Origin of the sequence: Nocardia sp. NBC_00403 (genome assembly GCF_036046055.1) — a bacterium.
Lineage (GTDB): Bacteria > Actinomycetota > Actinomycetes > Mycobacteriales > Mycobacteriaceae > Nocardia.
Window position 1 is genome coordinate 5,465,394 of record NZ_CP107939.1, and the last position, 11,876, is coordinate 5,477,269.

Below are 11,876 nucleotides of genomic sequence, written 5' to 3' on the forward strand. Positions count from 1 at the left end.
GGGAGCATCAGATGACCGAATCCGGCCCCGCTGATCTCAAGACGCGACATCGAGCAATGTGGGCACTGGGCGACTACCCGGCCGTCGCCACCGAAGTCATCCCTGGGCTGGGCCGGCGTCTCGTCGAGGTCTGCCGTATCGGCCCCGGTCAGCGCGTGCTGGACATTGCGGCCGGATCTGGGAATGCAGCGATCCCGGCCGCGGAGACCGGCGCGGACGTCGTTGCGAGCGACCTCACGCCGGAGCTGTTCGACGCGGGCCGGCGTATCGCCGCCGCCCGGGGCGTCGACCTGCAGTGGCAGGAAGCCGACGCCGAGGCATTGCCCTACGCCGATGCCGAGTTCGACGCCGTGATCTCGTGCGTAGGCGTCATGTTCGCGCCGTTCCACCGGGCGGCCGCGGACGAACTGGTGCGCGTCACCAAGCCGGGCGGCACGATCGGGCTGATCAACTGGACACCCACTGGATTCATCGGGCAGATGTTCGCCACGATGAAACCGTTCGCTCCGCCGCCACCGCCCGGTGCGCTGCCGCCACCGATGTGGGGCGACGAGACGCATGTCCGGTCGCTCTTGGGCGACCGCGTTGCCGACCTGGAGCTGCGACGCGAAAACGCGGTCATCGATCGTTTCGCCGACGGCGCCGAGTTCCGCGACTTCTTCAAGGCCTACTACGGACCGACGGTCGCCGTGTACAAGGCCATTGCCGCAGAACCCGACCGGATCGCGCGGTTGGATCGGGAACTCGCGGAGCTCGCTTTCCAACACGACCTGGGCAACGGGCGGATGGAGTGGGAGTACCTCTTGATCACCGCACGCCGATTGGCCTGACCTGGTCGACAGGTGACACCGAAGCAGAGCGCCGCCTGGTTCCGCGATGTGATCGCGCGCAATGGCCTGACACCGCATTCCTGAGCGGCTGCACCCCAGCGCCTGCGGGCGCAGTGACGGTAGCGGCGGCGATGAGTGCCGCCCGGAAGATCGTTGCTCGCGAGTGCTCATCGCCACCAGCCCCTCGGCCGCCGTGACGGGCTTGTGGTGGTCATGGCTCTGCTCATCGTGCTGGCCCATCGTCTCACCGGACATGCCGTTGAGAGAGCCGCACAACGAATCGGAACGCCGCCGGCTGCTGCACCCTTTTCCAGGACCACGATCTCGGCTGAGCAGCGTGTTGAAGCGGGCTGTCGCCTTCTGATCTATACGCTCGTTCCCGGTTTTGACGGTGTCGGATCGGTTGGGAGGTGTTCGATGCGAGTTGTCCATACGTGTCAGCGAGCCGTCGCGGTGGTCACGTTGTCAGTCGGCGCCGCACTTCTGATGCACACCGTTGCGGCACATGCAGAAACCTCGGGAACCCTGATCGCGGAGTACCCGCTACCCGAAGGTACGCGCGGGATGTCCAATGCCGATGGCTCAGTGATCGAGTACTGGATGCGCGGCTCGCACGGGACGACACAGCCAGCTAGCGGAGCGCTGTACATCCCGGCCGGTACCCCGCCGCCGTCCGGCTGGCCGATCATCGCCTACGACCACGGCACCAGCGGGCTCGGACCAGGTTGCGGTGGCCAGTCCGATCCGCTCGCGCACCCCGCCCAGACGATTGCGGGAGATGAAGATGCACTGCTCCAGTACTTGGCGTCGCGGGGATTCGCCGTGGTCGCGCCCGACTATCTCGGCCTCGGCCTCTTCGACACCGGAACGCATCCATACCTGGGGATCGATACCGAGGCGACTGCCACGATCGACCTCGTGCGTGCCGTCCGGTCCGCCCACCCGGAACTGTCGCGGACATGGGCGGTTATCGGCGCGTCGCAAGGCGGGCAGGCCGCGCTCGGCACCGGCCACCTGCAGGTCACCGATGCCCCGGACCTGGACTTCCGCGGCACCATCGCGATCGACCCCGAGTCCGACGTGGAGAAGCTCGCGTCTCTGTTCGGACCCGGCACTCCCACCCCGCCCGCAATTGCGGACGGTTTCATGGACCTGTTCGTCAGCATATTGGCCGGACTCCGTGCCACTCGACCGGAGGTGAGCGTCGACCAATACCTGACCCCCGAGGGCCGCTCCGTGCTCGACAGCGTCGGCGCGATGTGCACGCCCCAGATCATGGACCGCGTCCGCGGCCTCAGCATCGGCAACGTGCTGGCGAAGCCCCTGTCCGTCGAGCCCATGCCTGCCGCCGTAGACGCTTACATGGCCGTTCCCACCGGTGGCTACAACGCCCCGATCCTGTTGTGCGTCAACGTCACCGACACCATCGTTCCCTCCCCACTGCACGGCGTCCTCGTCGCCCAGCTCGCCGCCGCTGGTGTCGACTTCCAGACCGTTTTGGGCACCGGCAAGCACACGCAACTCAACCCCCGGATGTGGACCGCCATCGAGCAGTTCGTGGCCCGCATCCAGTCCAGCCCGGCCAGCGATAACCCCTGAGCCCGCGCTGGATCATCTCACCCCGGTGAGAGTCGCCGTTGATTCCGTGCCGTGGAAGCTGCGGGATATGTTGCGTATCAATGGATCATCGGGATCCTTTGCGGCCTCCATGCCCGACACTGGCACCGTCAACAGGCGAGAGTCCTCGACACCATCGGCCTGCATCCCCGACACGTCGACACACTCATCGCCGCCGACGCGACAACACAGGCGTGACACACCGACAAGGCCGCCAATTCGAAACGGGCCATCCTCGATAGCTGAACCCGGGTCGCCCGGCCGGCCCGAATCGGTTGTGGCTATAGCGAATCCGACGGCCCGGCCGAATCATTGTCGTCGAGCCCGGATCTCGATCGGCGATGCGCGTCGCGCAACTGGAGCTCTGCCTTGATCGACATCGGATGATCCGAACCGAGGGCACGCAGGCAGCTGGCGTGGGTTGCCATGTACCAGTAGAGCGCTTCGTCCTGCTGCCCAGACGCCCAGCACGCATCGCCGAGTACTAGCTGGGCTCCAAGCGTGCGCGGATCCTCCGCACCGAACGCGTCGATATTCTGACCAACCTCCCACCGACACTGGGCAACGTCAGGATTCGCCATAGGCGCGCGCTCGACAGCCGCCGTTCGCACTCCCAGCCGGTGACCGAACCACCACGCAATGGCGCCGACCACGCCGGTTGCCGCATAGGCACGCCAGTAGCCGTTGTCGGAAAACCATGATCCGACCGCGAAGATCGTGCAGTACGCGGCCGCCCCCGCCCCAATCCTGCTACCCCAGAACCAGAACGCCGACCTGCGCATGGATCTCCTTTGCGACCGAAAATTGCGGTGTACTACGCATCTGTTCGTAGCCGAACGGGCTCGCGATTGGTGCGCCGTCACCGCTGCGCCGCAGAGCCGGCGGCTCCCAGCCCGATCAACCCCGGACCGCGCGGCGGTCCGCGATGGGGCGTCGCTGAGCTCGGTGAGCGCGGTTCAGATCGGCTAAGCCACCGGCAAGCTCGCCGCCCGCGCGGAACTGGACAAGCCGCTGCTGGTGGCCATCCGGCCCGGCGACCAGTTCCACCTCACGGCCGGCGAGATCCTTGGACAACTCGATCAGATGCCTCGAGGGTGCGGCCGAGCCGATCGAGCTCGGTGACCACTCCGTCGGGTTCTGGTCGGAGGTGGATACGCGTCCGTAGCCGATTCTCACGCCCGGCAATGTATTGCGAACCCCGACGGGTTGACATTGCCGTGTACACGGCCATCCATACACTCTTCTTCTGCGGAAACAGCCTGCCGCGCACGGTGTCTCGCGAACGTTCGTGATTGATTCAGGACCCCGGCCGCGCCATCTGGCTCCCATTCGAGAGGAAGACGATCCTGAGGTTCGCCGCGCAGCATCGGACAGACTGCGGTCTTTGCCGATCAGCTGGACGTCGCCGTGGTGCGCGGGATGCGCTGCTCCCATTTCGGTATCCATACCTCGGTGTCGGGTGCTTCTGCTCGTCTGGAGTCGAGGTGTTCGCGGAGTTTGATTAGCGCGGGATGCGGATTGTCGTTGCGCCAGATTATTGACATCGGGTAGACCGGTGTCGGGTGACGCACCGGTATGCGCCGCAGGTCGTAGCTGTCCGGCCACAGATACCGCGAGCCTTCGCCGATCAGGGTCGCCAGGTCCGATGAGTCGGCGATCTCGTCCAGCAGGGCCTCTTTTGCGAAGACAGGGCCGAGCACGTCGATGGTGAATCCGAAGGTGGTGGCGAGTTCGGAGTAGTAGTCGGTCACCTCGCCACGGGCAGCAAGGCCGGGCATCCAGATTCGGTGTCCGGCCAGTTGCGAGGGAGTGACGGCGTGGGCGTTGGCGAGTGGGTGGCGGGGGCCGACGAGCAGTTGGTGCGGTTCGTCGATCACTCGGGCAGCGTTGATCGGCTTGGGTAGCTGCTGCTGCGGGGGGACGGCGTGGAAGGTGGCATCGATCGTTCCAGCTTCGACAGCGGCGATCGCGGCGTCGACATCGGCATCGAGGGTGACGACGTCCAGCTCGATGTCGGGATGTGTGCGGTGGAAGTCCTGCAGGGCCACCGCCGTTACGACGCGCCGGGCGACGACATCCACGCGTAGCACGCGCCGGCCAGGGCGCACGGAGGCGTCGGCCCGCTCTGCTACCCGCAGTAGTTCACGGGCGTGGGGCAGGAATGCCTGGCCGTCGATCGTCAGCTGGGCGCCTCGGGCCGTGCGGGCGAACAAGCGCACATCCAGGTGTTTCTCCAGAGTCGCGATGCGTTTGGAGACGGCCTGCTGGGTGATCGACAGCGCAGCGGCGGCTTCCTGGAACTGGCCGGCGTCCGCAGCGGCGACGAAGGTGCGCACGGCGTTGAGATCCACGCAGCAAACCCTACTGGCACAACCTAAGGTTGTGGCTCGCCGTCGGCTCAGTTGTTTGATTCCGCCCCTTCGGCCTTGCTTTGATCACGGCGATCAACAGTGAGTTGTTCGAAGCGGGAGGTGCGGAGCTTGGTGGCCAGAGGATCCTTGGGTCGGCAGTTCGGATGGCTGTGGACGGCGTACGCAGTCAGCGCCTAAGGCTCGGGGGTGGGGTTCGGTGGGTTCCCGCTGATCGCCGTGCTGGTGTTGCACGCCAGCCCGCTGCTGCTACCCCGCCGCCAGGATCCCGCACTTGGAAGCCGGCAACAGCCCGTGCCCACCCACAGGCCGCAGACGTTTCGCATGACGCCAAGTAAGGGGCTGCCAACAGCTTTCAGATACAAGCCACGCGACTACAGCAAGAACTCGCACCGAGCCACACGTCAGACACCGCGGCTGAGCCGCCCATGCAGCAAAGGCACAATTCATGACTGTCACCGCACTCGACTCATCCAGCGCGCTGGTCATCATCGACTTGCAGAACGCCATCATCGACGCTCCCACGGTCCCCCATACCGGCCCCGAGGTGGTAGCCCGGGCGGTCGAGTTGGCCCACGCCTTCCGCGAACACAACGCCCCGGTCGTCCTGGTGCGGGTCACGGCCCGTGCGGACGGATCGGATACCGCTCCAGGTCGCAACGAGGTCCCGAGCCGGGCCGGTTCCCTGCCCGAAGGCTGGGATGTCATTGTCGATGACCTCGCCGGCCACCCCGACGACATCACAGTGACCAAACGCACCTGGAGTGCTTTCTACGGAACCGACCTCGACCTGCAACTGCGCCGCCGCGGCGTCACACAGATCGTGCTGGCCGGGCTCACCACCAGCATCGGCGTGGAGTCAACCGCCCGTGCCGCCCACGAACACGGCTATCACGTCACACTCGCGACGGATGCCATGGCCGATCTGGATGTGGAGGCGCACCGCAACAGTATTGAACGGATCTTCCCTCTCCTCGGCGAGACTGGTTGCACCACCGAGATCGTTGAAATGCTTGCCAAGACCTGCAACTGACACCCGGGACGCCGGGATCGGTCCTCCTCGTCAGGGTCGGTGTGGTCGGGTACGCGTAGCGGGCGACGTCTTCGTCCACCACTGGATAGCCTCTGCCGATAGGGCAGGGGCCTCCGGCGCTCGGGTGCCGACCGGCATTTCGGCCACATGCAGCTGCGCGAGTTACCGCGCGTCGGCCGCAGTCGGCACGCGACCGTCTCCGGCGTGGTCCACATGCGCGCCGACCTGCGGGTAGGTCGGATACTCGATGCCCGAGATGTACTGCACTGTCCGCACTACCTGGCACGAGTAGCCGAATTCGTTGTCGTACCAGAGATACAGAATCGCGGTGTCGCCATCGACGATGGTGGCATTGGCATCGACGATCGACGCCGCGCGTGATCCGATGAAATCGCTCGAAACCACATCGGTGGCCGCGGTGTAATCGAGGTTACGGCTCAACGGTCCGGCCAGGGACACCTGACGCAGGTACTCGAGCAGTTCACTCTTCGTGGTCTCCCGCTCGAGCTGCAGGTTCAGTATCGCGACCGAGACGTCCGGGGTGGGAACGCGAATCGAGTTGCCGGTGATCTTGGCCTTGAAGTCCGGCATCGCCTTCGCGACGGCGGACGCAGCGCCGGTTTCGGTGAGCACGAGGTTGAACGGCGCGGAGCGACCACGACGGTCGGCCTTGTGATAGTTGTCCAGCAGGTTCTGATCGTTGGTGAACGAATGCACTGTCTCCACGTGACCGCGGACAATGCCGTACTCGTCATCCATCGCCTTGAGCGGCGGAACGATCGCATTGGTCGTACACGAAGCGCACGAGACGATCCGCTCCGGCCGATCCAGCCCACGGTGGTTGACGCCGTGCACAATATTCGGAACGTCACCTTTGCCGGGCGCGGTGAGAACGACCTTCGCGATGCCGGGACACAGGTGCTGCGACAGGCCCTGACGGTCACGCCACTTACCGGTGTTGTCGATCAGGATCGCGTCGTTGATGCCGAACTCGGTGTAGTCGATCGTCGCCGGATCATCGCTGTAGATGAACTTGATCACGTTGCCGTTCGCGATGATCGTGTCATTGTCGGCATCGACCTTGATCGTTCCATTGAACTGGCCGTGCACCGAATCCCGCCGCAACAGCGACGCACGCTTGGCCAGATCACCCCCGCCGCCCTTGCGCACCACCACGGCCCGCAAGTTCAGCCCATTGCCGGACCCGGTCTTCTCGATCAGCAGACGAGCGACCAGACGACCGATACGTCCGAAGCCGTACAGGACCACGTCCCGGGGGCCCTGGGGCTCAGCCTTGTTGCTGTCGGTGACGTCGGCCAGAACCGCGGCGGTGAACTCGGGGATCGACAGTCCGCGATCGCCGGTGCGGTAGACCATGGCCAGTCGGCCGAGGTCGATCTTGCACGGCCCCAGATCCAACTCGCTGAGCACTTCGAGGAACGGCAGGGTCTCGTCGATCGACAGTTCCTCACCCTCGATCTGCCGAGCGAAGCGGTGCGTCCGCAGGATGCTGATCACCGATTTGTTCACCAGCGACCGGCTGTGCAGCAAGATGGTCACCCCCTTCTCGCGATACAACCTTCCAATGATCGGAATCATCGCCTCCGCGGAAGCTTCGTGAGCGTTCCAGCGGTCAAGATGGTCGGTAGTCAACGTAGATCCTCGGATTTCCTCGATTTGTTCGCCGTATCGATGCTAGTGAGGGCTGCGATATCACCGAGGCCGGATACCCACTCGTGAGATCGCCAGGTGGTGACGCCGATCGAGCATCATCCGCCACCAAGCGGTTGCGCGAAGAGTCAGCAATACCAACGAATCTCGTTCGAGGTCCACTCGTCAGCGAGTTGTGTGGACCTCGAATCGCAAATGGGCCCCTGCCCAAAGCAATCCGACCACTACTACATTGACGGGACCCCGTGGTTGAACCTGCCGACCGGAGCATCCGGTGTGGTCGATGTGGCAGATCGGGAAACGGCGCAGCAGCTGCGCGCCGGCTCCGGTGCCGATGTTCACCGGAGCCGGCTGGATTGTCGCCCTGGCGACCGCCGGCGGCCTCGCCATCACTCTTTCCTCAGGGTTCGGTACGTTTACGACTCTCTGAGCCCGGCTATCTCCGCGGACACTTGTACTACCGCAGTCGGCGCCGACTGCAGCAAGCTGATATCGGCGCCGAAACTGTAAGTGCAGTTGCAGGGCTTGATACAGCTCTACCTTGTCCGAACGCGCACCTGCGGTAACACTGCGGCGATGTCACCGAGTGAGTCGACGAGCTCGCGGATCTCGGTTTCGGTCAGCCGCGGCGTGCTGGGCAGATTCTGTAGTTCCGTGTGGGCTGCTGCTCTGTCAGCTTGTGCGGTGTTCATCGCGGAGACGAGGGCTGCCGGGTCCATTCCGGCTTCGATAGCAGCGAGGTGGCGTGCGAGCAGGGCCTCAGCGTCGGCAACAAGGTGGTGCAGGAGGCCACGCTGCGCGCGCGAGCGGCGTCCCCGTGGCGGGTCCGGTCACGGCCCCGGAATCCTGAAGCTGGCCCCAGCCCCAAAGTAAGGCCGCCTGAAGCCATCCAGGTCCGTTTGTCCTGGGCGGTAGCCGGGTTGGCTATCTGTTCCGCTTCCTTGGAAGTGGAACAACCCGACGCCGCGCCGAACCCGCCGCGGTCGGTGATCGGACACCAGGGCGAACCGGAACGGCATTCGTTCCGGAAATCGTTCCACCGAAGATGTTCCGAAAGGCGCGTACGGCAGCGAATTCCGGTACATTTCGGGTATGGCGAACGCGCCACAGCATCCGGTCGGCGGACTCGAACTCGGCTACGCCCGAGTCTCGGCCACCAAGCAAAGCCTGGAACGCCAACTCGACGCCCTCACCGCCGCAGGCCTGCCAGATGAGCGGATCTACCTCGACAAGAAGACCGGGGCGGCCGTCGACCGGCCCGGACTGGCCAAACTGCTCGAATACGCACGCCCCGGCGACACCATCGTGGCCTACACATTCGACCGGCTCGGCCGGAACCTGCGCGAGGTACTGAACCTCGTCCACGACCTCAGCGAAAAGGGAATCGGCGTGCGCACGCTGGCCGACCCCATCCCGATCAACACCGCCGACGAAGGCATGGCCCGCATCGCGTTCCTGCTGCTCGCCCTGTTCGCGGAGATGGAACGCACCTTCACCGCCGAACGCGCCGCCCACGCCCGCAGCGTCGCCGAATCCAAGGGCCGCCACATCGGCCGACCCACCGCCTGGCCCGACGACAAGATCGACTATGCCCGGCTGCTCCGCGAACAAGGAAACAGCCTCGGTGAAATCACGAGCAAGACCGGCATCCCGAAGACATCACTGCACCGCTACCTCACGCCGGCGACCGAACAAGAACAGTGATCGCGGTGGCTACCTGGCTGAACAGGGCTCATGTACCAGGTGACACGACCGTTAACGGCACTCCTACTAGGTCGATTCGGCCGCGCGGGTGCGGGTGGCGGTCGGTGTCTCGCCGGTGTGCCTGCGGTAGATGCGCCGGAAGGCCGCCGGATCGGCGTAACCCACCGCGCCCGCGATCACGTCGACGGGCTCGCGCGTGGTCGTGAGTAGGGTGGCCGCCTGCCCGACCCGGAGGCGATGAACGTACTGGGTGGGTGAGACGCCGACGCGGTCGCGGATGCGGCGGGTCAGAGTGCGCGGAGAAACCGCTGCGACACCGGCCAATTCGTCCAGCGATAGTTGCCGGTGCAGATTGGCGTGCACGTGCTGTTGCACGGCGCGCAGCACCGGGTCGGTGGCCCGTAGATGCTCGAGCACCATGTAGCGCGACTGCGACATGCGGGCATCGAGCACCAGGTAGTGAGCCACCTGCTCGGCCAGTGCACCGCCGCCGAGGCGGGCGACCAGCGCCAGCAGCAGATCTGTGTGGGCGAAAGCCGCACCGGCGGTGAGTACTGCGCCGCTGTCGACCACCATGCGATCGGAGTGCACGGTGACATCGGGGAAGCGGCGGGCCAACAGCGGCGCCAGCCACCAAGTAGTGGTGGCGGCCCGGCCCGACAGCAGCCCCGAGGCCGCGAGCACGAAGACAGCCGAGCAGGAGGCAGCTACCGTAGCGCCGGAATCAGCGGCACGCCGGATGATTTCGACGGCCTGCATGGTCTGGGGTCGGGTCAGCAGTTCCTCGACACGCGCTTCGCTGGACGCGGACGGCCCCGGCAGCACCAGAATATCGCCGGGTTCGAACTCCGCCGCGCCGAGCGGGGTTTCGGTATCGACGCTGATCAGTCGCCCACCGCTGGATCGGACCGGCAGCCCATCGAGTGATGCGACGCGCTGCCGCAGCCGCCCGCCCGTCGTGTCACCAGCGATCCCGGCTGCCGTGTCGACGATGTCGATACCGAGGCCGAGTGCACCTTCGAGCACACCGTCCAGCGCAAGGTGGGTAATCATGTGGCGAGACTAGACCGAAGAGTGGCGATCTTGCCAATGGCGGTGTGCTGACCTGCTGCGGCAGGGTTTGGGGTGTGCAGCAATCTCTCCCGCAGGATTCTCTCGACGACGACCTCGCCGATTTCGCACCCCGGTCGATCACGCTCGACGGAGTAGCCCGCACGGTGTACGTCAGCGGCAACGGACCGGCGGTCATCGTCATGGCGGAAATGCCCGGCATCAGTCCCGATGTGGCTCGCTTCGCCCGCTGGGTGCGCGACGCCGGGCTCACCGTCTACCTGCCGTCACTGTTCGGCCGCGACGGTGCCTATCCGGAGGCAGAGGCCGGCGTGGAAGTCTTCAAACGAGCCTGTGTCAGCGCGGAATTCCGGGCCTTCGGCGCGGGCAAGTCCAGCCCGGTCGCGGTGTGGCTGCGTGCGCTGGCGGCCTTGGCCCATCGCGAATGCGGCGGCCTCGGCGTCGGCGCGCTGGGTATGTGCTTCACCGGGAATTTCGCGCTCACCATGATGCTCGAGCCCGCGATGCTGGCGCCAGTGCTGTGCCAGCCGTCGCTGCCACTGGATGAGCCTGGCGGACTAGAGATTTCGCCCGGTGAGCTCGCGGCCGTGCGGGAGCGACTCGATCGCGATGATCTCGTGGTGCGCGCCTATCGCTTCGAGGGCGACCGCTTCTGCACCGCGCAGCGCTTCGCCGCCTACGCCGCAGCGCTGGGTCCGCGTTTCGAGCCGCGAGTGCTGCCCGCCGACGCGGCGAATCCCTCTCCGCCGCCGTTTTTCTCGCAGATCGTCGGCTGCCCGCACAGTGTGGTCACCGCGCATCTGGTCGATACGGCGGGGGAGCCGACCGCCGAGGCCCGCGACGAGATCCTCGCCTTTCTCGTGGATCGGCTGACTGCGGACGTCCCGTTGCAGTGACATAGCGTCCACTGCTGGTCCAGCTTCGCGGCCACTTCCGACGTACAGGAATTCTCTAGCCCGCAACACGTTCTCGGCTCAGGTCCAGGCGTGTGTCCATGTCGAGCCGGAATCGGCCATAAGGGTTGATATTCGACCAGAACAACGGCGACATCGCCCGGCGTTCGTTCTCGCCGACCAGGTCGTGGAATTCCGGATTCTCCAGGACGGCTTGGAGCAGAAGGGTATTGATGTGCACCATCGCCGATTACAGCAGGTGCAGCGCCAGCATCGAGACCTCGGCGTGTTCGCGGTCGGCGCCGGTGAGCTGGGAGTCCTTGCCGTAGAACACGAGGGTGTTGGCGGAGTTCCAGTTCTCCACCACCTGCAACCCGCTGTTGATCTCCCGTCTGAGCTCTTCGGGGGTCGAGACTGGTGAGGTCGCGTATTCAACTGTCGCAGGTTCTGGATGGACTTCATCCGTCGGGTATGGGCGTGGCCCCGAACGTTGAGGGTCTGGAGATCCCCCGGACGGTGTCGGAATCTGCGCAGGCCGAGGATAGGTGCCGCCCGAGAGGTCGTTCGATAGCAAGGAGTCGGTGCGATCGGCTAACTTCGATCACGCGCGGCCAGCATCCGGGGCCTCCAGCACCGAAAAGCGGCTGCATCCCTGGGTTTGTCCGGGGGTGACCTGAGGGCTGCTCAG

Annotated in this window: 11 protein-coding genes and 1 pseudogene; 5 read left to right on the forward strand and 7 right to left on the reverse strand. The window is 65.4% G+C overall.

Features of this window, described 5'->3' with window-relative positions; translation table 11 throughout:
* Positions 1 to 11: 11 nt before the first annotated feature.
* Together OHQ90_RS24205 and OHQ90_RS24210 are read left to right on the forward strand one after the other, a co-directional pair.
* Complete coding sequence (locus OHQ90_RS24205) at positions 12 to 830, forward strand: class I SAM-dependent methyltransferase (RefSeq protein WP_328401114.1); 819 nt, start codon at positions 12 to 14, stop codon at positions 828 to 830.
* A 417-nt stretch (positions 831 to 1,247) separates the two neighbouring features.
* Positions 1,248 to 2,429, forward strand: a complete 1,182-nt coding sequence (locus tag OHQ90_RS24210) for a lipase family protein (RefSeq protein WP_328401116.1) — start codon at positions 1,248 to 1,250, stop codon at positions 2,427 to 2,429.
* A gap of 299 nt (positions 2,430 to 2,728) precedes the next feature.
* On the opposite strand, the gene OHQ90_RS24215 is transcribed toward OHQ90_RS24210, so the two are convergent.
* The 3 genes from OHQ90_RS24215 to OHQ90_RS24225 form a co-directional block, all read right to left on the reverse strand.
* On the reverse strand, positions 2,729 to 3,229 hold the full coding sequence (locus OHQ90_RS24215; RefSeq protein ID WP_328401118.1) for a tetratricopeptide repeat protein: 501 nt from the start codon (positions 3,227 to 3,229) through the stop codon (positions 2,729 to 2,731).
* Positions 3,230 to 3,344: 115 nt separating this feature from the next.
* Positions 3,345 to 3,623 (reverse strand): hypothetical protein, encoded by a 279-nt coding sequence (locus OHQ90_RS24220; RefSeq protein ID WP_328401120.1) that lies wholly within the window; start codon positions 3,621 to 3,623, stop codon positions 3,345 to 3,347.
* Positions 3,624 to 3,838: 215 nt separating this feature from the next.
* Positions 3,839 to 4,798 (reverse strand): LysR family transcriptional regulator, encoded by a 960-nt coding sequence (locus OHQ90_RS24225; RefSeq protein WP_328401122.1) that lies wholly within the window; start codon positions 4,796 to 4,798, stop codon positions 3,839 to 3,841.
* 466 nt (positions 4,799 to 5,264) lie between these two features.
* Here OHQ90_RS24225 and OHQ90_RS24230 point away from each other — a divergent pair, with 466 nt between their 5' ends.
* Positions 5,265 to 5,849 (forward strand): isochorismatase family protein, encoded by a 585-nt coding sequence (locus tag OHQ90_RS24230; RefSeq protein WP_328401124.1) that lies wholly within the window; start codon positions 5,265 to 5,267, stop codon positions 5,847 to 5,849.
* A 162-nt stretch (positions 5,850 to 6,011) separates the two neighbouring features.
* Here the strand turns inward: OHQ90_RS24230 and OHQ90_RS24235 are convergent, their stop codons facing one another.
* Positions 6,012 to 7,448, reverse strand: a complete 1,437-nt coding sequence (locus OHQ90_RS24235; protein WP_442941492.1) for a glyceraldehyde-3-phosphate dehydrogenase — start codon at positions 7,446 to 7,448, stop codon at positions 6,012 to 6,014.
* Positions 7,449 to 8,056: 608 nt separating this feature from the next.
* Positions 8,057 to 8,239 (reverse strand): hypothetical protein, encoded by a 183-nt coding sequence (locus OHQ90_RS24240; RefSeq protein WP_328401128.1) that lies wholly within the window; start codon positions 8,237 to 8,239, stop codon positions 8,057 to 8,059.
* A 373-nt stretch (positions 8,240 to 8,612) separates the two neighbouring features.
* Between OHQ90_RS24240 and OHQ90_RS24245 the strand changes: the two genes are divergently transcribed.
* Positions 8,613 to 9,224, forward strand: coding sequence for a recombinase family protein (locus tag OHQ90_RS24245; protein WP_328401130.1), 612 nt, complete (start codon positions 8,613 to 8,615; stop codon positions 9,222 to 9,224).
* Between the two features lie 66 nt (positions 9,225 to 9,290).
* Here the strand turns inward: OHQ90_RS24245 and OHQ90_RS24250 are convergent, their stop codons facing one another.
* Complete coding sequence (locus tag OHQ90_RS24250; protein WP_328401132.1) at positions 9,291 to 10,277, reverse strand: GlxA family transcriptional regulator; 987 nt, start codon at positions 10,275 to 10,277, stop codon at positions 9,291 to 9,293.
* 74 nt (positions 10,278 to 10,351) lie between these two features.
* Between OHQ90_RS24250 and OHQ90_RS24255 the strand changes: the two genes are divergently transcribed.
* Positions 10,352 to 11,191, forward strand: a complete 840-nt coding sequence (locus tag OHQ90_RS24255; protein WP_328401134.1) for a dienelactone hydrolase family protein — start codon at positions 10,352 to 10,354, stop codon at positions 11,189 to 11,191.
* A gap of 55 nt (positions 11,192 to 11,246) precedes the next feature.
* Here the strand turns inward: OHQ90_RS24255 and OHQ90_RS24260 are convergent.
* Positions 11,247 to 11,555, reverse strand: a pseudogene (locus OHQ90_RS24260) (Tn3 family transposase).
* Between the last annotated feature and the right edge of the window lie 321 nt (positions 11,556 to 11,876).

What these genes read in the sequence shown, in the direction of transcription:
- OHQ90_RS24205 (WP_328401114.1), top strand. Translation starts at nt 12, where the DNA reads ATGACCGAATCCGGCCCCGCTGATCTCAAGACGCGACATCGAGCAATG.
- OHQ90_RS24210 (WP_328401116.1), top strand. Translation starts at nt 1,248, where the DNA reads ATGCGAGTTGTCCATACGTGTCAGCGAGCCGTCGCGGTGGTCACGTTG.
- OHQ90_RS24215 (WP_328401118.1), bottom strand. Translation starts at nt 3,229, where the DNA reads ATGCGCAGGTCGGCGTTCTGGTTCTGGGGTAGCAGGATTGGGGCGGGG.
- OHQ90_RS24230 (WP_328401124.1), top strand. Translation starts at nt 5,265, where the DNA reads ATGACTGTCACCGCACTCGACTCATCCAGCGCGCTGGTCATCATCGAC.
- OHQ90_RS24235 (WP_442941492.1), bottom strand. Translation starts at nt 7,448, where the DNA reads ATGATTCCGATCATTGGAAGGTTGTATCGCGAGAAGGGGGTGACCATC.
- OHQ90_RS24240 (WP_328401128.1), bottom strand. Translation starts at nt 8,239, where the DNA reads ATGGACCCGGCAGCCCTCGTCTCCGCGATGAACACCGCACAAGCTGAC.
- OHQ90_RS24245 (WP_328401130.1), top strand. Translation starts at nt 8,613, where the DNA reads ATGGCGAACGCGCCACAGCATCCGGTCGGCGGACTCGAACTCGGCTAC.
- OHQ90_RS24250 (WP_328401132.1), bottom strand. Translation starts at nt 10,277, where the DNA reads ATGATTACCCACCTTGCGCTGGACGGTGTGCTCGAAGGTGCACTCGGC.